This window comes from Flavobacterium zhoui, assembly GCF_042787235.1.
In the GTDB taxonomy this organism is placed as follows: Bacteria; Bacteroidota; Bacteroidia; order Flavobacteriales; family Flavobacteriaceae; genus Flavobacterium; species Flavobacterium zhoui.
Genome location: NZ_JBHZPY010000002.1, coordinates 73,696 through 95,202 on the forward strand (window position 1 = coordinate 73,696; position 21,507 = coordinate 95,202).

A 21,507-nucleotide genomic window follows, 5' to 3' on the forward strand; every position below is an offset into this window, starting at 1 on the left:
AGGAAAACCCAAGATAGATTGGCATTGTTATAAAAAAAACAGTCAAATTTATTTTATGTGCTTTTCTAATTGGTCTGGATTTTGTCTTGTATCAAAAACGGTGATAATCTCAATCTCTTTTTTGTCAAAGTTTCTCTATAGTGGAAAGTGGTTTGTTTTGTTGCAACACATTTAAAAAGCCTTAAAATACGCAAGATTGCGGGCAACTTTCAGGTTGATTAGAAATTTGTTCAATTTTAGAAGTAACTTTTTAATAAAATCATTTCGAACTTTCAAATTCCAATTCTCTAAAAGAAAATCATTCAACTTTAAAAGCTTATTTTCAGCTAATTCTGATAAAAATACTTTCATTAAGAGATTTTTTTCAAAAAGTCATTGAACTCAACTCTTTTTCCTTTATTCAATTCTTTTATTCCTTTCTCAATTTCCTCTTGCTCAGAAACACTCAATTCATCCCAAAAATCTAGTTTTTCTTTTTGAATAAATTCCGTAATTTTTTCGATAAATTTATCATTCTCAATGTTGAGAATGATTTTTACCAATTCTATTTTAGAAGATTGAATATCCATATCATTTATTCTTAAATTCAAAGTTACGAAAAAATAGTCACAGATATTCCCATCGCTTTGTCTTTCCAACGAAGGAGGAATCGTAGTAAGTTTTTTGACAAAGTATAGTTTACTCAACTTTTTTTTACCGTTAGCTGAATCATTGCGAGGAACGAAGCAATCAACATCTAGAGTTTTCTTTTGATTAGGAGCTTATCGTTGTTGGCACGGATTACAAATCCGCGCAATCGGGTCATTGCGAGGAACGAAGCAATCACATCTAATATTTTTTTTTGAATAAGTGCTTACAGTTGTGGGCACGGATTGCAAATCCGCGCAATCGGGTTTCCGTTCAACACAGCTTTCATTGTTCGTGCTGCGCACGCAACGAAAACTTAGCTGTTGTGCGTTCGTTTTTTATAAACTCTTAATTTTAGTCCAACTTTTTAGCATTCATGTCTTTTCCCATATTCAATGTCAAACTATCAATATGCCCATTTTCATCGCTATTAAAAGTAAACTGAGCTGTAATTATCTTACTGTAAAATCTATTTTGCGCCATTGGATATACAGTTGTAATTTTTTCTCCCGTTCCTTGTATATACAACTGCCCTTTGTCTTCGGTTACCGTAAAAGAATAATTTTCATTTAACTGATATTTTCCCAAATAGGTTTTAAGAACTTCTGGCGCAACTTTTACTTCAGTAATCATGTCAGTTGTCTCAATACCTAATTTTTTTAAAACCTTTATTGCATTTGCATTATCTGGATTTAAAGCTACTGATTTTTTATAATTTTCGATAGCATTGACCGTATCTTTTTGCAATAGATAAATTTCGCCTAGACTGTCATAAACATTTGAAGAATTTGGATTTAGTGCAACATTAAATTTGAAAATGGAGAAAGCATCTGCTAATTTTTTGTCGTTAAGGTATTTGTAACCCAATTCATTAATAGCGGCATCGTCCATCATATACAGATTTGGATTAGATTGTATAGATTTGGCCGTTTTGGTAATAGCATCATCCACAGAGCTTACTTCTAACGCTTTTTGAAATTCTGAAAAAACAGTAATCTTAGGTATTTCATAAGGCTTAGAAGCTAATATGTTCTCAATTGCAACATTCATCACATCTTTAGGAATAGCATTTCCAGCATTCGTAAGCCATATATAAGTGTTTTTTTTGTCTAAATCTCTCATGATAAATGTACGGTAACCAAAATCACTTCCTGAATGGTTAACTGATTTTTTTTCTGGAGTAAGAAACCATCCAAATCCGTAATTAGACAAAGAACCATTATTTAAAACTACAGGGGTAAATGCTTCCTCAATTGTTTTCTTTGAAACTAACTTTTCAGTATATAAAGCTTGATCCCACAAAAACAAATCATCAACGTTTGAAAACATACTAGTAGAACCAGTATGTGAAACTGTATAATCATCAAGCTCACCAATCACAGAATAACCCAGAGCCCTATTTTTTAAATCGATTTTTGGGGCATCACCAACCAAACTATTTTTCATTTTTAATGGTTTAAAAATATTTTCTTTCAAAAATTCCGCTAAGGACATATTCGAAACTTTTTCTATAATTAAACCCAACATCACGTAACCAGCATTATTGTAGAAATATCGCTCACCGATATTGGCGTCTAACGCTTCTCTTTCCTCAATTATTTTTAAAATTTCAGCATTCGTCAAGTTATCTTTAGTAGCGAATGACTGATATAAAGGCATTCCTGAGGTATTATTGAGTAAATTTCGTACCGTAATATCCTTCCCATAAGCAGGGAATTCAGGGAAATACTTCGTGATTTTATCATCGTAAGAAAGCTCATTTCTTTGTTTTAATATCATAATTCCCATAGCAGTAAATTGCTTTGAAACGGATGCCAAATCAAAACAAAATTCTGGTTTTAGTAACTGTTTTGTTTCTTTATTTGCATAACCAAAAGCTTTGCGATAAATAACTTTTCCTTTTTCAGCAACTAAAACACTTCCATTAAATACACCACTTGCGTGAGCTTGATTCATTAATTTATCTAGTTCAGCAGTTTTATTTTGCGCTACAGCATTTGTTAAAGTAGTCAAAAGAATAATAATACTTAAAAAAAATGTTTTTAAAATAGAAGGATTTGATTGTTTTTTCATAATGATTTTTAATGTGGATTGTAATTTTTTATCGGTTTAGCTAAAATGACGCAGAACTATTATATACTACTGACGATATCAGACTTATCACCCCAAAATTGGGAAGATAGGCTTGATAAAGGTCAGACTTTATTTATTTTCAAATATATAAATAAATCGCTGAAAATACTTATAAAAAAACAGTAATTCATTTATTTTCAAACATATATTCTTTCCATGCAGGATTATCACGGGAACCCGTCAACGGACTTATTTATCACATAATCCCTAGCCCCGACAGTAGTGGAAAGCCTATGCCGGTTGAAAACCGCTTTTTTCTGCTGGTGGCAGAGCGACCGAAGGAAGCTCCTGCCAGCGACTTGAAAAAGGGTTTGAAACCAAATAGCTTGCAGCGTAAGGCGGGAATTGCTTCTGAACATTAAGAACAAAAAAATTCCCCAACTACTTTTCGTAATTGGGGAATTTAATTTAAGGTATTGAAACGGTTATTAGTTAACGATAACCCATTGTCCTGAGGCGATTAAGCTTTCGGCTTTTTTGTATTTCATTTCTTGAATTTGTCCGTTTGCCACGTTTTGAATCGTTACATTATCATTACGGTTAATTTTAGGCATATCTCTCACGATAGTTTCCGTTACTTGTCGTTGTTGTGTTTGTCCCGCTTCACGATTTTCATTTTCGCTATTTGGACCCGAGGTCGAAGACCGAACTGGCGAAGCAATTTCGTCTTTACTCAATTTATAGTCTTCTTTCTGACGAACTTCTTTTGCTTCCTGAATTTGCTGATTTTGTTGAGCCGGTAAATCACCTTTAAACAAAAATGAAATTACGTCTTTGTTTACATTGTCTAACATCGATCTAAACAAATTGAATGCTTCCAGTTTGTAAATAAGCAATGGATCTTTTTGTTCGTGAACGGCAAGTTGAACCGATTGTTTCAACTCGTCCATTTTACGTAAATGTTTTTTCCAGGCTTCATCAACAATAGACAAAGTGATGTTTTTTTCGAAATCAGCAACTAATTGATTTCCTTTTGTATCGTATGCTTTCTTCAAATCAGTAACCACATTCAAGGTTTTGATGCCATCCGTAAATGGAACTACAATACGCTCAAACTGATTGTTTTTATCTTCGTAAACATCTTTTATTATAGGAAATGCTTCTCTGGCGCTTCTTTCTGTTTTTTCTGTATAAAATTCCAGCGTCGCTTTGTAAATTTTACCAGTCAATTCTATTTCTGTCAATTTACTAAACTCTGCTTGAGTAACCGGAGAGGTAATAGAGAAATAACGAATCAATTCGAATTCGAAATTTTTGAAATCGTTTGTCGCTTTATTTTCATCTATGATTAATTCGCAAGTATCATAAAGCATGTTGGCGATATCCAATTTCAAACGCTCTCCAAATAAAGCATGACGACGACGTTTGTAAACTACTTCACGTTGTGCATTCATAACATCATCATATTCTAATAAACGTTTACGAACACCAAAGTTATTTTCTTCTACTTTTTTCTGTGCACGTTCGATAGATTTTGTCATCATCGAATGTTGGATTACTTCACCTTCTTGTAATCCCATTCTATCCATTACTTTAGCCACTCTTTCAGAACCAAACAAACGCATTAGGTTGTCTTCAAGAGAAACATAAAACTGAGAACTTCCCGGATCACCTTGACGACCGGCACGACCACGTAACTGACGGTCAACACGACGTGAATCATGACGTTCCGTACCTACAATGGCTAATCCACCTGCCGCTTTTACTTCGGCAGATAATTTAATATCAGTACCACGACCAGCCATGTTCGTAGCAATTGTTACAACACCTGGTTTCCCCGCTTCTTCAACAATCTGAGCTTCTTGTTTGTGCATTTTTGCATTCAATACATTATGCGTAACACCTCTCATTTTAAGCATTCGGCTTAATAATTCTGAAATCTCCACAGAAGTTGTTCCAATAAGTACCGGTCTTCCTGCATTTGATAATTGAGTTACATCCTCGATTACTGCATTGAATTTTTCACGAGTAGTTTTATATATAAAATCTTCTTTGTCTAATCTAGCCATTCCTCTGTTAGTAGGAATTTCTACCACATCCAGTTTGTAGATTTGCCATAACTCGCCAGCCTCAGTTGAAGCTGTTCCAGTCATACCACCCAGTTTGTTGTACATTCTGAAGTAATTCTGTAAAGTTACAGTAGCAAATGTTTGTGTAGCAGCTTCGATTTTTACGTTTTCTTTGGCTTCGATAGCTTGATGTAATCCGTCAGAATAACGACGTCCGTCCATGATACGACCCGTTTGTTCATCGACAATCATGATTTTGTTATCCATGATTACATATTCTACATCTTTTTCGAATAAAGCATAAGCTTTCAAAAGCTGCGTCAAAGTATGAATACGCTCACTTTTTACACCAAAATCCTGAAATAATCTTTCTTTTTCTTCTGCCTCGATATCTTTGTCTAGTTTTTTCTTTTCGATAGCTGCAATTTCAGTTCCAATATCTGGAAGAACGAAAAAGTTATTATCATCAGAATCCGAAGACAAGTATTTAATTCCGTTGTCAGTCAGTTCAACTTGGTTATTTTTTTCTTCAATTACAAAATACATCGCTTCATCAATCTTGTGCATTTCACGATTGTTATCTTGCATGTATTGATTTTCGGTTTTTTGAAGTAATTGTTTAATTCCTTCTTCACTTAAAAATTTGATAAGTGCTTTGTTTTTAGGCAATGCTCTGTACGCTCTTAATAAGTTGAATCCACCTTCTTTAGTGTTTCCTTCCTTGATTAATTTTTTAGCTTCAGATAAGAAACCGTTAGCCAATTGTCTTTGTAAACTAACCAAGTTTTCAATTTTTGGTTTCATTTCCATAAATTCATGACGATCTCCTTGTGGAACGGGTCCTGAAATAATCAATGGTGTACGCGCATCGTCAATCAAAACAGAATCGACCTCATCAACAATGGCATAATTATGTTTTCTTTGAACTAATTCATCTGGCGTATGCGCCATATTATCTCTTAAGTAGTCAAAACCAAACTCGTTATTTGTTCCGTAAGTAATGTCAGCATTATATGCTTTTTTTCGTCCTTCAGAACTTGGTTGGTAATTGTCAATACATTCCACTGTCAATCCATGAAATTCGAATAAAGGCGCTTTCCATGTGCTATCACGTTTAGCCAAATAATCATTGACAGTAACTAAGTGCACACCGTTTCCAGTCAAGGCATTTAAATAAAGAGGTAAAGTTGCCACCAACGTTTTTCCCTCACCCGTCTGCATTTCGGCTACTTTTCCTTCATGCAAAACCATTCCACCAATTAATTGAACATCATAGTGAATCATGTCCCAAGTAATTTCTTTACCCGCAGCACTCCATGAATTAGCCCAAATCGCTTTATCACCATCAAGGGTTATATAGCTTTTTGTAGCAGAAAGTTCACGGTCTTGAGAAGTTGCAGTTACTTCTATTTGAGAGTTGTCTTTAAATCGTCTTGCTGTTTCTTTTACAACAGCAAAAGCTTCAGGAAGAATTTCCATCAAGGTTTTTTCCGAAATGTCGTATGCTTCTTTTTCAAGAGCGTCAATAGCAACATAGATATCTTCTCTTTTGTCAATATCTTCAATGCTTTCTACTTCTTGTTTTAATGTGTCGATTTTCGCGTCTTTGTCTGCACGAGCTTCTTTTATTCTGTCTTTAAAAAAAGTGGTACGAGCTCTTAAGTCATCATTAGACAATGACATTAAACTCGTTTCAAAAGTTTTAATTTTGTTAAGATACGGTTGTAAAGCTTTGACATCTTTTTGAGATTTATCTCCAACAAAGACTTTTATGATGCTATTTATGAAACTCATGATATGATTTTATTTCTATTTGTATAATTGTGTAAATTTAACCAAAAAAAAAGCCTCTTTTGAGACTTTTTCTTGGTTTACTTTTTAATATTCATCCTCATTCCAAAGATAATCTTCGTCTGTAGGATAATCTGGCCAAATTTCTTCCATTGATTCATATATCTCGCCTTCATCCTCTATAGATTGAAGGTTTTCTACTACTTCTAATGGAGCTCCTGCTCTAATAGCGTAGTCAATAAGTTCGTCTTTGTTAGCAGGCCACGGTGCATCACTTAAATATGAGGCTAATTCTAATGTCCAATACATCTGTTGTCGATTTAGTTTTGTGCAAAAATAAATTTTTTACTGAAAAAGACAAGTAAAAAATGATTTATTTTTAGTAAAAGTTAAGAACGTCTTTTTAAGTTTAATGTTTCAGGTTTAAAGTTTCAAGTTTCTGAAAGGAAAACTGCGACTGAAAACGGTATATTATTTCCTCGGAATCCATTGAACTTCCACGGCGTCCAAATCATGAGACAACTTCCGTGCCAACACAAAAAGGTAGTCAGAAAGTCGGTTTAGGTACTTAATTGCAATCTCAGCAACGGGTTCATTATGGCTTAAATGCACTGCTAAACGTTCAGCACGGCGACAAACGCAACGCGCTATATGACAATATGACACGGTAGCGTGCCCGCCAGGTAATACAAAATGAGTCATTTGCGGTAGCTCATTCTCCATAGCGTCTATTTCATTTTCCAGTAATTCAATATCAGTTTCTACAATACCCAATTTTTTTAAACGAAGTTCTCCGTTTTTCATTACCTCTTTTTCTGGTGGTGTGGCAAGAATCGCTCCCACAGTGAATAACCGATCTTGAATTTCGATTAAAATTTCTTTGTAGTGAACATTCATTTCCTGATCCCGGATTAATCCAATATGTGAATTCAATTCGTCGACAGTTCCGTAACTTTCTATTCGAGCGTGGTCTTTTGGAACTCTAGTTCCTCCAAAAAGTGACGTAGTGCCTTTATCTCCCGTTTTTGTATATACTTTCATTATATGCTATCAGTTTATTCTTTCGATCAATTTATAAAATGTAAACAACAAATTTAGGCTATTAATTCGACTATTGATGCGACAAATCGTTCAAGAGCGCCTTCACTGATGTCAAAATATAAATCGGGTTCAATACATTCAATTTCCATTAAGTATAATTCGTTATCGATTATAATTCCATCGACTCTGGCATATAATAATTTTTCAGGGAATGTATTCACGATTTTTTGTGCTTTTTCAATTAAATCCTGGATGGGTTGAACCAAAGTGTATTCTCCGCCAAATTGTGATTGCACCCTGAAATCTCCTTCAACGGGTTTCTTGTTTACCGCATGAGAGAATTTTTTATTGAAAAATATAAAAGAGGTTTCACCTGCTATTTGAATTTCGGGCATGAATTTCTGTAAAAGCAATTCTTTTTCTTGCGCTATACTTTTATAATCGGAGTTTATTTTTTGAATGTCTGCTACTTCAAAGACTTCCGTGAGGTAGGATCCGGCGGAAAATGCTGGTTTTATGACCGCTTTTTTCCAATGTGAAGGAATGAGTTCCGCAAGATTAAGCGAATTTGTTTTGTTTATGAAAACGGTGGGAAGGATTGGGATTCCCTGTTTTTCCATTTCACACAAATAAAATTTATGTTTGTTTTGCTTGATGGTTCCAATTGCATTAAGCGTTTTAATTCCTAATTTTTCTATTTGGTCAAGCCAAAGATTGAACTCGGTTTCTTTTTCAAAATAATCCCAAGTGTTGCGAAAAATCAAGTAATCATAATCGTTCCAATTGATGGTTTTGTTGCTCCAGATTACAGGTTTTGCCACAATATTATGTTTGGCTAATTCTGGAATTAAAAGTTGGTCTGCAACAGTTAATTCTGGAAGTTTTTCGCAGGTTAGTAAAGCGATTTTCATTTTAGATGAAGTATTATTGGAATTATAAATGTTGTTGTCAGTTCGATTGCCTAGCCCGGATAGAAGTGGAAATCCTTTTTCTTGTAATTCTTACGAAGGAAGAATTACAAGAAAAAGATTGTAACGTATAGCCGGAAATAGCTCGTGGAAAAACTATTTAACAGTATCACTTTCTATCAGTCCGTCTCTTAAACGAATGATTCGGTGTGCGTAAGCGGCAATCTCTTCTTCGTGAGTTACCAGAATCACCGTGTTACCGTTAGCGTGAATGTCCCCAAAAAGTTTCATGATTTCAAGCGATGTTTTGCTATCCAGATTCCCCGTAGGCTCATCGGCAAGGATGATTGACGGTTTGTTGACTAGAGCACGTGCAATTGCGACACGCTGTCTTTGTCCGCCCGAAAGTTGGTTAGGCTGGTGATCCATTCTATCAGCAAGATTTACTTGCTCTAATACTTCGGAAGCACGTTTATTTCTTTCTGATTTAGAAAATCCCGCATAAATCATGGGTAGAGCCACATTATCCAGTGCAGTTGTTCTGGGCAAAAGGTTAAAAGTCTGGAAAACGAAGCCTATTTCTTTGTTACGTATTTCGGCTAATTCATCATCTTTCATCTTACTCACATCTTTACCGTTCAAAATATAAGTTCCTGAGGTAGGCGTGTCCAAACAACCCAAAAGGTTCATCAAAGTTGATTTTCCGGAACCGGAAGGTCCCATTAATGCAACATATTCCCCTTTGTTTATTTCTAAATCAATGCCTTTTAGGACATAAACGATTTCGTTTCCGAGAACAAAATCCCGCTTTATATTGGATATTTTAATTAATGGATTGGCCATTTAGGTTTTAGATTTTAGAGATGGTATTCAGGTTTTAAAAGTACAAAAGACTTTTGGATTATAAATAAGTAGTTGTTTTTTAAATTTGTTACAGTATTGTTCCATAATTGGAATTCAAAAATGGTCTGAAATTCTTTTAAATTCCCGTTTTAGCTTTTTTCTTCAATTTTAATACCTAAAAAGACAGTTTTGTGTTTTATATAATTTCACCAATAAGTTATTTAATTATTTGTATAACTCTTTTTATTTCATAATTTATTTTATTATTTTCATAATTTTTGGTTAATTATTGAGTTTTTTGTAAATTGCTATACATTTGTACAAGAAATATTTTTAATTAAATCACTAAATTATGAAAAGTAGAAATTTATTATTAGGAACAGCAGTAATCGCATTAGGATTTACATCATGTAAGAACGAGAAAGCAACGGAAGCAGAGAAAAAAGTTGATACCTATGTTGTATATGTAGATTCAATTGGAAATGTTGCTGAAGCAGATGCTAAAACAAATTGGGAAGCAATTGATGCTTCATACCAAATGAGAATTAATGATGCAGAAGCTGCTTTAGAAAATTTAAAAGATAAAGAAAAAGCGCAGGAAAGAATAGATGCAAGTAAAGCTAAGTATGCTGCGTTAAGAGCTAAAATGCAAGCTGATATGGAAGTTAAAGTGGAAGCAGCTGCAACTCCTTCTCCAGTTAACTCAAAACAAAAGTTGAGAAATGCTTTGTTTGGACAAGGAAAAATTGGGGATGATATGAATTTTAGCTGGGTAAATAAAGACAATATTCATAGTGTTTACCAACAGTTTATTCATACTGCTGAAGACAATAAGGACAGTTATTCTCGTGAGGATTGGGACGAGATAAAAGTAATGTATGAAGCATTAGACAGTAGAAAAAATACCGTTGAAAAAGAAGGACTTTCTTCTGACGACAATAGAAAAATTGCGGGTTTGAAATTTAAATTTGCTCCAATGTTAAAAGTAAATAGAATGGGAGCAAAATCTGAAGAAATGAGAGATGCAAAACAATAAATAATTGTTGGTTTAAGTGAGAAATGATCGTCAGTAATGGCGGTCATTTTTTTTATACCCGAATTGTAAAATGTTCTTTTGGTTGTTCTCTTCTGAAAAATACCAAACCCCATTGAAAAGTGTCTATTGTAACGGTAACTGCAGGATGGTTTTTTATGATTTCCCATGCTTCTTCCATTTCTGACGACCAATGAATGTCATCGAAAATCCAAACGGTTTCTTTCGTAATTGTGGGCAATAAAAGTTCAAAATAGTCTAATGTAGCTTGTTTTTGATGGTTGCCGTCGAAGTAAATGAGTTGAAAGTCGAAAGTCGAAAGTCGAAAGTCACTCAAATAGCTGTTAAATTCTGTTACAATGGAATTTATATTGGTTAAACCAAATTGCATGAATTGTTCTTTAGCAATTTTTGCCGTTTCAGGGCAACCTTCGAGTGTGGTTATTTTTGCCTTTGTCCCGTCCCGAAGCGTCGGGATTCGGGATCCCAGCGATAGGGCAACAGTCGCTAATCCTAAAGAAGTTCCGATTTCTAAAATACTCTGAGGCTGAAAATAACTGACAATTCTAAACAGCAATTCAGCGCGTTTTGGGCTTATTCCAGCGGTTTTTGCAATCTTGGAGATTTCTCTTGTATTGGATTTGAAAACTTTCGAACCCGAACCAAAATCAGTTACTTCAATTGTATTGTTATTTTCTAAAAGTGAATTCCTGTACTTTTTTAAAATTGCATATTCCGGTTTTGTTTTAGTATTATAAAAACATTTTGTAATCAAGCTGAATACAAAAGGGGAGTGTACTGCATGTTCGTTTTTAGAATACCAAAGAAATTGTATGTACGTTTTGATCTGGAATAGCATAGCGTTTAGGAGACAGTGTTTCACAAAGTGGGCACGAAGATACAAAGCGATTTTACAAAAGAGGAATTATAATTCTATATTTAAAACTATATTTTGCATCCTTTTTGGTTAAACGAAAAAGAAATGGGAGCTTTGGGGTCATTTTATTAATTAATTTGCCAATAATTAATAATTTAAAGGCTATAATTCTGCAGTTTTCTTTTTTTTGTTATCTTTAATTTTGAATTCAGTAACTATAAAAGTTGAGCATAAATTTTAATTTAATCACATTTTAATTTTAAATACTATGGTAATAGAGTATCAAGGGGAACAAAACGGAATTCCGACAAAATTTACTATAAGGATCATCGGGAATAATCTATCGAAAACGAGTTCTAATTACCAAATTGATTTTTTGGTAGGAGACAAGCAATTGCCAACTTTTAAGACGTTAATTCATAAGAGGTTGTCAAACTGTTTGAAAGAAGTGTACTTGTTTCGTAAACACAACGGTATCAATTTTGATGCTGCTTCAGAAAAAGTAGCGCCTAAATTAACCCTTTACGATTCGATTTTATACAACTACCACAAACATACCTTGTTTATGGCATAAGTTATTTGCAAAGGATAAGTTATAAAGCAAGACCACAACAGAATTAGATTTTGTTGTGGTTTTTGTTTTAAAGACAGAAATAGTTACTGTTCCCCCAGCATTTTTTCGACCTCTTTCTGTAGAATGGGTAAATGTCTTATTACAATTCCCCAAATCACGTCGTCTGAAACCGAATCATAACCGTGAATTATTCTATTTCTAACATCTACTATTTTTCTGGAGTTAGAGATGATGATTTCGCTATCTTCTTTTAGAATCCGATTCATGGCTTCGCCAATGATTTCAATATTCCTTTCGACAGCTCTTTTAGTCCTTAGATCATTTTCATAGACTTTGAATTCTTTTGATCTATCAATAAAATAACTTTCTATTTCATTAATGGAACTTAAAATATCATAAAGCCAAGTTTTAATGTTATTGTCCATAAATCAGTTTTTTATTTTGATTTATAGCTTTTCTAAAATAAGGATTTTTGATTGCTTTTTCTTCAAGCAAATCAATTTCTCTTTTTAATATGGTCTCTAATGAAAATTTTAAATCATAATAGTTATCGGCATAATCTAAAACATCTAACGGTTGAAATTCAACGATTAAGTCAATGTCACTTTCCGTATTGAATTTTTCAGTTAAAACGGAGCCAAATGCATACAATGATTTAACATTATGCGTTTTACATAATTTTGTTATATCCGCGGTATGGCTTTCTATTGGATTCATGGTTTAAATAGTATAATTCAAAAATACGCAAAATAATTCATTTACCAGAATTTTTGACTAAGCGAATACTAATCTGATCAATTGTATGATTCACTTTTGTGGGCACAAAGTCAGAGACGTTTGCGCAGCTTTATCAAGAACTATTTTATACTTCGAAGAGCGGGTAAATTATCGATTTATTTGGATCTAATGGAATTTTAATATCAACTCCTTTAAATTTCTTATCATTCATACGTTTATGCATATGAAGTTCTTCAATATCAATTTTTCGTCCGTCACCAGCTTGATGAGTATCAAAACTAATAGTTTGGTTTTGAATAATTTGTTTCATTTAGTTGAATTAGTAATAATTTCCTTTATTTGGCTATATAATTTAACCCAATTTACATAGAGATTTATCAAAATAACAATCCACATATAATTGGGTAGTTTGGTCTGACATGTGCCATCTTTTTAATATAGCTAAAATAGGAATAAACAATTACAAATCATTAAAACAACTTTTTATCTATTGTAAATTTTCTGATGATTAAGAATCGTCTTTTCTTTTGTCTAAAAACAAACCCCAATATTTTCAGCGTTACCGCTAAAAGTGTTGGGGTTGTAAATAACGTAAAATATCTATTTCTATTCCCCCTTCGGGGGTTAGGGGGCTTTTATCCTTCTATCTTAGCACTCAGCTCAAACCATCTTTCCTCTTTATCTTCAATTTTATTGTTGATGTTTTCTAATTCCTTGGCTTTGGTCAATACATTGTTTTCTTCCACTTTTCCATCTGAAAATAATTTCTCGATGGCTACTTTCTGAATCTCTAAATCTTTGATTTCTCGCTCGATTTTCTGGAATTCTTTTTGCTCATTGAACGTCAGGTTTCCAGTTGGATTGTTTTGTTTCCAGTCTTTCTTATCGGCTTTGTTATCCTCTTTTTGAGCTACATCAACACTGTCTTCGTAGGCTCTAAAATCAGAATAGTTTCCTGGGAAATCTTCGACCACACCATCACCTCTAAAAATGAATAAGTGATCCACAATTTTATCCATGAAATATCTGTCGTGCGAAACCACGACCAAACAACCAGGATAGTCCAAAAGGAAGCTTTCCAATACATTCAGTGTTACGATATCTAAATCATTGGTAGGTTCATCCAGAATCAAGAAGTTTGGATTCTGAATCAAAACCGTACACAAGTACAAACGTTTCAATTCACCACCACTCAATCGATCCACAAAATCATATTGTTTTTTAGCATCAAACAAGAAACGCTCTAACAATTGCGAAGCCGAAATCAATTTTCCTTTCATCAACGGAATGAATTCTCCGTATTCTTTAATTACATCAATAACGCGCTGACCCGGTTTTGGGTTGATTCCGCTTTGGGTATAATAACCCACTTTTATCGTTTCACCGATTACCACTTTTCCCGCATCAAGTGGCAAAGTTCCGGTCAATAAATTCAAGAAAGTCGATTTTCCGGTTCCATTTTTTCCAATAATTCCAATACGTTCGCCACGTTGAAAATCAAAACTGAAATTATCCATGATCACATGATCCTTGAATTTTTTGGAGATTTTGTGAAGCTCGATAATCTTGCTTCCCATGCGTTCCATATTAATTTCAAGCTCCACTTTATTTTCACGACGACGGCTTTGTGCTTTCTCCTTAATGTCATAAAAATCATCCTGACGCGATTTCGATTTTGTCGTTCTCGCTTTTGGTTGACGGCGCATCCACTCCAGTTCTTTCACAAAAAGATTTTGCGCTTTATCCACACTCGAATTTTCAGATGCGATGCGTTCTTCTTTTTTCTCTAAATAGTAAGAGTAATTTCCTTTGTATTGGTATAATTTTCCGTTGTCTAATTCGATGATCTCATTACAAACACGTTCCAGGAAGAAACGGTCGTGCGTCACCATAAACAACGTAATATTTTCTTTGGTGAAGTAACTTTCTAGCCATTCAATCATCTCTAAATCCAAGTGATTTGTAGGTTCATCCAGAATTAATAAATCAGGACGATTAATCAAAATGATAGCCAATGACAAACGTTTTTTCTGTCCACCGCTAAGATTTTTTACTTTCAATTTGAAATCTTCCAACTTCAGTTTGAATAAAATTTGTTTGTACTGTGTCTCAAAATCCCATGCATTATGCTGATCCATTCCGTCAAAAGCTTTTTGGTACGCCTCTTCATCCTCCGGATTTTCTAATGCTTTTTCATACGCTTCAATCACTTTCAAAGTCTCATTATCCGAAGCGAAGATGCTTTCTTCAATCGTCAATTCTTCCTGCAAATTATTATTTTGCGACAAGAATGCCATTTTGATGCCTTTTCTCAAAACAACTTGACCGGTATCTGACTCTTCTAAACCATTAATGATACTCATAATAGTGGTTTTTCCAGAGCCATTTTTGGCTATAAAAGCTATTTTTTGGTCTTTATTAATTCCAAAAGAAATATTTTCAAAAAGCGTTCTCTCACCAAAAGATTTCGAGATATTTTCAACAGATAGGTAATTCACTTTGTAAGGTATGAGTTATAAATTATAAGGTATGAATTCGTAACGAAACATAACTTTTTTGCAAAAGTAATTCATTTAAACCAAGTTTCAAGTTTTTGTGGTTCAAGTAATGTTAAAACTAAAAAGGTTAGGCTAATTTATAGGAGCGAATGATTGGGTTTTATTTGGAAGCATCGTTCCCGCCTTCACCTTTATCTTTGTTCGTTCCTCTCAAAGGATATCGGCTCTGTCGGGGCTAAGGAGAAACATGTTTTTTGATTTTTTACACTTTGAATCTTTGGGTCTTTGCATCTTAAAATATATCTTTGAAAAATGCAGCTATCCGTCATTATTCTCAATTACAACGTTCGGTATTTTTTGGAACAATGTGTTTTAAGCGTTCAAAACGCATTAGAATCCATTGACGGCGAAATAATTGTAATCGATAATAATTCGCAAGACGACAGTTGTGACATGATGAGACAGCGTTTCCCGAACGTAAGACTCATTCGAAATAAAGAAAATTTAGGTTTCCCAAAAGGGAATAATATCGGCGTAGCCCATGCGCAAGGAGAATATGTTTGCATACTGAATCCCGATACGGTTGTCGCCGAAGATACATTCATTAAAGTGTTAAACTTCGCCTATAAGCAAACAGACTTAGGAATTGTAGGAGTGAAACTCATTGATGGCACCGGGAACTTCCTGCCGGAAAGTAAACGAGGTGTTCCAACACCTTTTGTGGCATTTACAAAGGTGGCAGGCCTGTATAAAATATTTCCTAAATCAAGAATCTTCGGGCAGTATTACGCGCAACATTTAGACGAAAACGAAAACGGAAAAGTTGAAATTCTTGTGGGGGCATTTATGTTTATAAAACGAGATTTGTATCAGCAAGTTGGTGGTTTTGATGAAGATTGTTTCATGTACTCAGACGATATTGATTTGTCTTATCGGGTACTGAAAACAGGAAAGTTGAATTATTATTTTCATGAAACAGCGATCATACATTATAAAGGCGAAAGTACAATTAAGGACGGAATTTATATGAAACGGTTTCAGGAAGCGATGAATTTCTTTTATAAAAAACACTTTAAGGCTTCGGTAGTCTTTTCTTTATTTATGAAAGCAGGAATTGTGTTTTTCTCTTTTGTGAAAATGTTTCAAGGTCAGCCTAAAATAAGAACAAGACCAAAATCTTTTATTTTTTATTCTTCGAACAAGGAAATAGCAAATAAACTGGCTCTGATTTTTCAAAATAAAGTCTCTTTTCACGATTTAAAAACAGAAAAAATGGTAATTTCGTCTTCTGTTAAAAGGGAAACAGAAACGGAAATCATGTTGGATAACGAATTTATTTCTTTCAAAGAATGCATACGTTTTATGGAATCATCAAAAAATAAAGGTTTTACCTTTAGAATTTTACCCAAAAATGCCAATTTTTTAATTGGAAGTGATAATTCGAGGGAAAGAGGAGAGGTAGTGAAAATTGAGTGAAAAATTACATTAAATGTAATTTATATTTAAAATATTTAGTAATTTCGCAAACTGAAAACAAAAAACACCTTTTAGGTTAACAATATGGCAAGATTTGAATTAAAACTTCCTAAAATGGGAGAAAGTGTCGCAGAAGCAACCATTACAAATTGGTTGAAAGAAGTTGGAGACAAAATTGAAGCAGATGAAGCGGTACTCGAAATAGCAACTGATAAAGTTGATAGTGAGGTGCCTAGCGAAGTTTCGGGTATTTTGGTAGAACAACTATTTGGTAAAGATGATTTAGTTCAGGTAGGGCAAACAATTGCTATTATTGAAACTGAAGGTGGAGAACTTGTACCTGTTGTTAAAGAAGCGGCTACCCCAGAGGCTGTTGCTGAAGTAACCAAAACGGTTGATGCAGCCAAAGAAAGTGTTGCAGCTCCAGTAAATTTCTCTGAATCTGAAAAATTCTTATCGCCATTGGTAAAAAATATTGCCAAAGAAGAAGGCGTTTCTGTTGCCGAATTAGACACGATTTCAGGAACTGGAAAAGAAGGAAGAGTTACTAAAAATGATATTTTAGAGCATGTTAAAAATAGAACAAGCCAACCGGTAGCTGTTACAGCTCCTGTGGCTGAAGTTCAAAAAACAGTTTCAGCTCCTGTCGCTCAAAAAGCGGCTCCCGTTTCTGTAAGCGGTGGTGATGAAATTGTTGAAATGGACAGAATGCGTAAGCTGATTGCGGGTTACATGGTCGCTTCAGTTCAAACTTCGGCTCACGTACAATCTTTCATTGAAGTTGATGTGACGAATATTGTGAAATGGAGAGAGAAAAATAAAGTTGCTTTCGAAAAAAGAGAAGGAGAAAAGTTGACGTACACGCCAATTTTTATGGAAGCAGTTGCAAAAGCTATAAAAGATTATCCGGGAATGAATATTTCTGTTGATGGAGATTTTATCATCAAAAAGAAAAATATTAACCTTGGAATGGCAGCTTCGTTACCAAACGGAAACTTGATTGTTCCAGTTATTAAAAATGCGGATCAATTGAACTTAGTTGGAATGGCAAAAGCAGTAAATGACTTAGGAGGTCGTGCTAAAGCGGGAAAACTAAAACCAGATGATACGCAAGGCGGAACGTATACTGTTACTAATGTGGGAACTTTTGGAAGTGTTTTTGGCACACCAATTTTGAATCAGCCGCAAGTAGGGATTTTAGCTCTTGGCGCAATCCGAAAAATGCCTGCCGTAATCGAAACTCCAGAAGGTGATTTCATCGGTATTCGTCAAAAAATGTTCTTGTCGCACAGTTACGACCATAGAGTTGTAGATGGTGCATTAGGAGGAAGTTTTGTAAAAAGAGTCGCTGAATACTTAGAAGCTTTTGATGTAAATAGAGATTTTTAAACGAAAATATAGAATGAAAAAAAGTCCGACTGAATTTATTCAGTCGGACTTTTTTATTTAGAATAAGCAGGTGTAAAGCTTTTTTAGAAGCTCATTTGTAGTTGTAATCTAAGTAAGTTGCCTTTTTGGTGATTGTCCAGTTTTATGGCATCCTCATATCTTCTGTTGGCGACCGTATAATCGGCTACGAGTTCCAGGTTTTTAAAGAATTGCCATTCAAAACCGATCTCTAAATCATTTACAGAATAGCTTCTGGCATCTAATTCATGTTTTTTACCACCGCGATACATTTGGTATTTTACAAAAGGTAAAAGAGTCTGTTTTTTCATGTCAATTTTGTAAAAAACCTGTGCATAACCTCCATATAATTTCTTTTGTTCGATGGTGTTATTGCTTGTATTAAATTCTGGACCGTTACCAATATTATATTCTGCCTGAAAACCAAATGGTTTTGGATACAGTACAACACTAGCTGCTACACGCTGATCTAAATATTCTGCATCAGTTTTTGTGATTACTTTGCTTGATATGGAATTGACTACATATTTTCCAGTATATCCTTGTAAGCCTAATTCAAGAACTTGGTTTCGGTTCAGTTCAAATGGATAAGATACTCTGGCGACTATATGTTTGTTTTTATTGGCTTCAGGTCTATTAGCAGTTTGTCCATTATAGATTCCTAATCCAAAAACACCATAATCTCCGGAACCTTTTAGTCCATCTTTTACTAATTTTGAGAATAAAGCTCTTTTTTCGGCTGGAGCCCAATAAAATGTTACTCCCAAATCTCGCTCGTTAGATACAGCACTGTTTAAAGCGTCGTTACGATCCAAAGTCAGTCGATTTTGACTTGATTGTAAATTTTCAAAGCCATAAGGTACTTTACTTTGTCCTATTCTGATTCGGTATTCTTTTTTTGAATCGAGAGACACATCAAAATAAGCATCTCTAATTTGTAGAATATTATTTGTTGTAGAAGCTGATGATGCAAAATCCGGTTGTATGTAAATATAGATGTGTTCGTTTATATCGCCAGAAATAACAATACGGCCGCGTCGTAAGGAGAATCCATTGTTGTCTCCTCCCCATGATCTGTCACATTGCTCACAACCTAAATCTGGATTCGTTTCTAATAATCCATTATATCGCACTTGCATGTAACCTCTTAAACTAATATTTTCGAACCATTTTTTTTGAATACCGAGAATTTCTTTTTTCTCTTCTTTTTTAGAAATACTGTCGATTTTTGAATCCAAATTTTGAGATTTTGCGGAATAAGTTGTAATTATACAAGCAATAATGGCAGTTATTGATTTCTTCATTTTTAAGTAAAAGTTATTTTTTTGCAAAAGTATCGTTATTATTTTCAGTGTATATTAAGGGAATGTTATCATTGCTTAATTGTAATTTTTTGGATAGTGTTATATTTTGAGCATTTTGTTAATTCACATAAAATCTAAGTTTGTTTTTTATTTGAAAGAGTGTCATAAAATAATTGTAAGTTGCTGTTGGCATTATAGTTGAAAATTTATTTATTTTTTTTTTAGGAATACAAGAAAGATTCTAATAACGAAATAGCTTCTGCCAATTTGATATTCATTCCAAACTCTTATATTTGTACTAATACAAAATAAAGACATGGAATTAAAGTTAAGTAAGCCAATTTGCTTTTTCGATCTGGAAACCACAGGAATTGATATCGGAAAAGACAGGATTGTAGAAATATCAATATTCAAAGTTTTTCCTAACGGAAATAAGGAAAGTAAAACTTGGTTAGTGAATCCCACTATTCCAATCCCTGCACAAACTACCGCCGTTCACGGGATTACTGATGAAAAAGTGGCAAATGAGCCAACATTTAATGAGTTGGCTTCACAGGTCTACGCAATGATTAAAGACAGTGATTTGGCTGGATTTAATTCAGATCGTTTTGATATTCCGTTATTGGCGGAAGAATTATTGCGTGCCGGAGTAGATTTTGATATGAAAGGAAAAGTTTCAGTAGATGTTCAAACGATTTTTCACAAAATGGAAGAACGTACCTTATCTGCAGCTTTGAAATTCTATTGTGGTAAGGGACTGGAAAATGCACATTCTGCAGAAGCGGATACGATGGCTACTTATGAAATCCTTAAAGCACAGTTAGATCGTTATCCGGAATTAGAAAATGACATGAAATTGCTTTCGGAATTTTCAACTAGAAAAAAGATTGCTGATTTTGCAGGAATGATTGCTTTTGATAAAGATAATGAAGAGATTTTTTCATTTGGAAAACACAAAGGAGTAAAAGTGGATAAGGTTTTAGAAACAGAACCAGGTTATTTTAGTTGGATTCAAAATGCCGATTTTCCTTTGTATACCAAAAAAGTTTTAACGGCAATCAAACTTCGAAAACTCAATAATAAATTAAATTAATTTTTGAATCTTTCAATCATTGAATAATTAATAAGAAATGAAAATAATCTGCATCGGTAGAAATTATACCAATCATATAGAAGAATTACAAAACGAAAGACCAACAGAACCGGTTGTTTTTATGAAGCCGGATTCTGCTATTTTGTTGAAGCAACATCCGTTTGTAATTCCTGAATTTTCGGAAGATGTTCACCACGAGATTGAAATTATTGTAAAAATTAATAAAGTTGGCAAGTATATTGAACCTAAGTTTGCTCATAAATATTATGATGAAATTAGTGTAGGAATAGATTTTACAGCTCGGGATTTACAAGATAAATTAAAATCAAAAGGGTTGCCGTGGGAAAAAGCAAAAGCATTTGATGGTTCAGCAGTTATAGGAGAATTTATACCAAAAAAACAATTTAATTCGTTAGAAAAACTTACATTTGAATTGAAGAACAATAATGAAACGGTGCAAAAAAGTAATTCGAGTCATATGTTGTGGAAAATTGATGAGCTAATTTCTTATGTTTCTCAGTTTTTTACGCTTAAAATTGGCGATATTATTTTCACTGGAACCCCAGAAGGAGTTGCTGCTGTAAAACCAGACGATGTTTTAGAAGGATTTTTAGAAGGACAACAACTCTTTAGAATACAAGTAAAATAATGGCTTTAAAATACAACCTTTCCAAAGTGTACGCACTTTCAGATAACGACCCAGAATTTGTAAATGAAATTCTGAATTTGTTCGTTACCGAAGTTCCTGAAGATTTAAAGCAAATCAAAGAAGGAATAAAAAAGAAAGATCATAAACATGCTTATGCTTATGCTCACAAAATTAAACCAACCCTCGATTTATTGGGACTGAATGTCGCTTTTGAGGAAATTCTTCAAATTGAAGCTTGGACAAAAGCGGAAGGAAAAAAGAAAGAAATAAAAGAGACTTTTAAAAGCGTAAAGAATCAGGTTAATGACGCTATCAAAGAAATCAAAAAAGACTTTGATTTGTGAAATTTGGGCGTGACCCGAAAAGCGGGTCGGGCTATCCGTTACAATCTCTCTCGTTAAAAAACGAGAGAGGATTTTTACTTTTATCCCTCACGCAAACTACAAATAAATAGTATCTTTTTAGCTATTAAGGATATTTACATTACTATATTTGCAAGCGTTTTT

20 protein-coding genes are annotated in these 21,507 nt (G+C 33.9%); 7 read left to right on the forward strand and 13 right to left on the reverse strand.

Annotation, left to right across the window (positions count from 1 at the left end; genetic code table 11):
- Positions 1–350: 350 nt before the first annotated feature.
- From ACFX5F_RS03340 to ACFX5F_RS03370, 7 genes are all read right to left on the reverse strand, one after another.
- Complete coding sequence (locus tag ACFX5F_RS03340; protein WP_379849898.1) at positions 351–686, reverse strand: hypothetical protein; 336 nt, start codon at positions 684–686, stop codon at positions 351–353.
- 295 nt (positions 687–981) lie between these two features.
- Positions 982–2,700, reverse strand: coding sequence for a serine hydrolase (locus tag ACFX5F_RS03345; protein ID WP_379849900.1), 1,719 nt, complete (start codon positions 2,698–2,700; stop codon positions 982–984).
- A 488-nt stretch (positions 2,701–3,188) separates the two neighbouring features.
- Positions 3,189–6,563, reverse strand: a complete 3,375-nt coding sequence (gene secA, locus ACFX5F_RS03350; protein ID WP_379849902.1) for a preprotein translocase subunit SecA — start codon at positions 6,561–6,563, stop codon at positions 3,189–3,191.
- Positions 6,564–6,647: 84 nt separating this feature from the next.
- A complete protein-coding gene (locus ACFX5F_RS03355) occupies positions 6,648–6,869 on the reverse strand; it encodes a DUF2795 domain-containing protein (protein WP_007138072.1) in 222 nt (73 codons plus the stop codon).
- Between the two features lie 162 nt (positions 6,870–7,031).
- Complete coding sequence (locus ACFX5F_RS03360) at positions 7,032–7,601, reverse strand: cob(I)yrinic acid a,c-diamide adenosyltransferase (protein WP_379849904.1); 570 nt, start codon at positions 7,599–7,601, stop codon at positions 7,032–7,034.
- 53 nt (positions 7,602–7,654) lie between these two features.
- Positions 7,655–8,512, reverse strand: coding sequence for an ATP-grasp domain-containing protein (locus tag ACFX5F_RS03365; RefSeq protein ID WP_379849906.1), 858 nt, complete (start codon positions 8,510–8,512; stop codon positions 7,655–7,657).
- A 153-nt stretch (positions 8,513–8,665) separates the two neighbouring features.
- Positions 8,666–9,352 carry an ABC transporter ATP-binding protein gene (locus ACFX5F_RS03370; protein ID WP_073207524.1) on the reverse strand — a complete coding sequence of 229 codons (687 nt, stop codon included), beginning with the start codon at positions 9,350–9,352 and terminating at the stop codon, positions 8,666–8,668.
- A 352-nt stretch (positions 9,353–9,704) separates the two neighbouring features.
- Between ACFX5F_RS03370 and ACFX5F_RS03375 the strand changes: the two genes are divergently transcribed.
- Positions 9,705–10,388, forward strand: coding sequence for a DUF6565 domain-containing protein (locus ACFX5F_RS03375; RefSeq protein WP_379849908.1), 684 nt, complete (start codon positions 9,705–9,707; stop codon positions 10,386–10,388).
- A gap of 52 nt (positions 10,389–10,440) precedes the next feature.
- On the opposite strand, the gene ACFX5F_RS03380 is transcribed toward ACFX5F_RS03375, so the two are convergent.
- The gene (locus ACFX5F_RS03380) at positions 10,441–11,244 is read right to left on the reverse strand and encodes an O-methyltransferase (protein ID WP_379849910.1); all 804 of its coding nucleotides are present in this window, start codon (positions 11,242–11,244) and stop codon (positions 10,441–10,443) included.
- A gap of 286 nt (positions 11,245–11,530) precedes the next feature.
- Between ACFX5F_RS03380 and ACFX5F_RS03385 the strand changes: the two genes are divergently transcribed.
- Entirely contained in the window at positions 11,531–11,836 is a 306-nt protein-coding gene (locus tag ACFX5F_RS03385; RefSeq protein WP_379849912.1) for a hypothetical protein, read from the forward strand.
- An 83-nt stretch (positions 11,837–11,919) separates the two neighbouring features.
- Here ACFX5F_RS03385 and ACFX5F_RS03390 read toward each other — a convergent pair whose 3' ends face one another.
- From ACFX5F_RS03390 to ACFX5F_RS03405, 4 genes are all read right to left on the reverse strand, one after another.
- Positions 11,920–12,261 (reverse strand): HepT-like ribonuclease domain-containing protein, encoded by a 342-nt coding sequence (locus tag ACFX5F_RS03390; protein ID WP_379849914.1) that lies wholly within the window; start codon positions 12,259–12,261, stop codon positions 11,920–11,922.
- Complete coding sequence (locus ACFX5F_RS03395) at positions 12,251–12,553, reverse strand: nucleotidyltransferase family protein (protein WP_379849916.1); 303 nt, start codon at positions 12,551–12,553, stop codon at positions 12,251–12,253. Before ACFX5F_RS03395 ends, ACFX5F_RS03390 begins: the two co-directional genes overlap by 11 nt.
- Before the next feature lie 145 nt (positions 12,554–12,698).
- Positions 12,699–12,884: a hypothetical protein gene (locus ACFX5F_RS03400; RefSeq protein ID WP_379849918.1), complete on the reverse strand. Its 186-nt coding sequence runs from the start codon at positions 12,882–12,884 to the stop codon at positions 12,699–12,701.
- A 325-nt stretch (positions 12,885–13,209) separates the two neighbouring features.
- Entirely contained in the window at positions 13,210–15,072 is a 1,863-nt protein-coding gene (locus ACFX5F_RS03405) for an ABC-F family ATP-binding cassette domain-containing protein (protein WP_379849920.1), read from the reverse strand.
- A 312-nt stretch (positions 15,073–15,384) separates the two neighbouring features.
- Between ACFX5F_RS03405 and ACFX5F_RS03410 the strand changes: the two genes are divergently transcribed.
- The gene (locus ACFX5F_RS03410; protein ID WP_379849922.1) at positions 15,385–16,548 is read left to right on the forward strand and encodes a glycosyltransferase family 2 protein; all 1,164 of its coding nucleotides are present in this window, start codon (positions 15,385–15,387) and stop codon (positions 16,546–16,548) included.
- An 84-nt stretch (positions 16,549–16,632) separates the two neighbouring features.
- Positions 16,633–17,937 carry a dihydrolipoamide acetyltransferase family protein gene (locus tag ACFX5F_RS03415; RefSeq protein ID WP_379849924.1) on the forward strand — a complete coding sequence of 435 codons (1,305 nt, stop codon included), beginning with the start codon at positions 16,633–16,635 and terminating at the stop codon, positions 17,935–17,937.
- A gap of 83 nt (positions 17,938–18,020) precedes the next feature.
- Here ACFX5F_RS03415 and ACFX5F_RS03420 read toward each other — a convergent pair whose 3' ends face one another.
- Positions 18,021–19,259, reverse strand: coding sequence for a porin (locus tag ACFX5F_RS03420; protein ID WP_379849926.1), 1,239 nt, complete (start codon positions 19,257–19,259; stop codon positions 18,021–18,023).
- Between the two features lie 316 nt (positions 19,260–19,575).
- On the opposite strand from ACFX5F_RS03420, the gene ACFX5F_RS03425 reads away from it, so the two are divergent.
- From ACFX5F_RS03425 to ACFX5F_RS03435, 3 genes are read left to right on the forward strand one after another with little or no spacing between them, the layout of a single operon-like run.
- The gene (locus ACFX5F_RS03425) at positions 19,576–20,352 is read left to right on the forward strand and encodes an exonuclease domain-containing protein (protein ID WP_379849928.1); all 777 of its coding nucleotides are present in this window, start codon (positions 19,576–19,578) and stop codon (positions 20,350–20,352) included.
- Positions 20,353–20,389: 37 nt separating this feature from the next.
- On the forward strand, positions 20,390–21,001 hold the full coding sequence (locus ACFX5F_RS03430; protein WP_379849930.1) for a fumarylacetoacetate hydrolase family protein: 612 nt from the start codon (positions 20,390–20,392) through the stop codon (positions 20,999–21,001).
- Entirely contained in the window at positions 21,001–21,345 is a 345-nt protein-coding gene (locus ACFX5F_RS03435; protein WP_379849932.1) for an Hpt domain-containing protein, read from the forward strand. The genes ACFX5F_RS03430 and ACFX5F_RS03435 overlap by 1 nt, the downstream gene beginning before the upstream one ends.
- The last annotated feature ends 162 nt before the right edge of the window (positions 21,346–21,507 follow it).

Excerpts from the sequence above, each read along its gene's own strand:
- ACFX5F_RS03345 (WP_379849900.1), bottom strand. The coding sequence starts at position 2,700 with ATGAAAAAACAATCAAATCCTTCTATTTTAAAAACATTTTTTTTAAGT.
- secA (WP_379849902.1), bottom strand. The coding sequence starts at position 6,563 with ATGAGTTTCATAAATAGCATCATAAAAGTCTTTGTTGGAGATAAATCT.
- ACFX5F_RS03355 (WP_007138072.1), bottom strand. The coding sequence starts at position 6,869 with ATGTATTGGACATTAGAATTAGCCTCATATTTAAGTGATGCACCGTGG.
- ACFX5F_RS03360 (WP_379849904.1), bottom strand. The coding sequence starts at position 7,601 with ATGAAAGTATATACAAAAACGGGAGATAAAGGCACTACGTCACTTTTT.
- ACFX5F_RS03365 (WP_379849906.1), bottom strand. The coding sequence starts at position 8,512 with ATGAAAATCGCTTTACTAACCTGCGAAAAACTTCCAGAATTAACTGTT.
- ACFX5F_RS03370 (WP_073207524.1), bottom strand. The coding sequence starts at position 9,352 with ATGGCCAATCCATTAATTAAAATATCCAATATAAAGCGGGATTTTGTT.
- ACFX5F_RS03375 (WP_379849908.1), top strand. The coding sequence starts at position 9,705 with ATGAAAAGTAGAAATTTATTATTAGGAACAGCAGTAATCGCATTAGGA.
- ACFX5F_RS03380 (WP_379849910.1), bottom strand. The coding sequence starts at position 11,244 with ATGCTATTCCAGATCAAAACGTACATACAATTTCTTTGGTATTCTAAA.
- ACFX5F_RS03385 (WP_379849912.1), top strand. The coding sequence starts at position 11,531 with ATGGTAATAGAGTATCAAGGGGAACAAAACGGAATTCCGACAAAATTT.
- ACFX5F_RS03390 (WP_379849914.1), bottom strand. The coding sequence starts at position 12,261 with ATGGACAATAACATTAAAACTTGGCTTTATGATATTTTAAGTTCCATT.
- ACFX5F_RS03395 (WP_379849916.1), bottom strand. The coding sequence starts at position 12,553 with ATGAATCCAATAGAAAGCCATACCGCGGATATAACAAAATTATGTAAA.
- ACFX5F_RS03400 (WP_379849918.1), bottom strand. The coding sequence starts at position 12,884 with ATGAAACAAATTATTCAAAACCAAACTATTAGTTTTGATACTCATCAA.
- ACFX5F_RS03410 (WP_379849922.1), top strand. The coding sequence starts at position 15,385 with ATGCAGCTATCCGTCATTATTCTCAATTACAACGTTCGGTATTTTTTG.
- ACFX5F_RS03415 (WP_379849924.1), top strand. The coding sequence starts at position 16,633 with ATGGCAAGATTTGAATTAAAACTTCCTAAAATGGGAGAAAGTGTCGCA.
- ACFX5F_RS03420 (WP_379849926.1), bottom strand. The coding sequence starts at position 19,259 with ATGAAGAAATCAATAACTGCCATTATTGCTTGTATAATTACAACTTAT.
- ACFX5F_RS03425 (WP_379849928.1), top strand. The coding sequence starts at position 19,576 with ATGGAATTAAAGTTAAGTAAGCCAATTTGCTTTTTCGATCTGGAAACC.
- ACFX5F_RS03430 (WP_379849930.1), top strand. The coding sequence starts at position 20,390 with ATGAAAATAATCTGCATCGGTAGAAATTATACCAATCATATAGAAGAA.
- ACFX5F_RS03435 (WP_379849932.1), top strand. The coding sequence starts at position 21,001 with ATGGCTTTAAAATACAACCTTTCCAAAGTGTACGCACTTTCAGATAAC.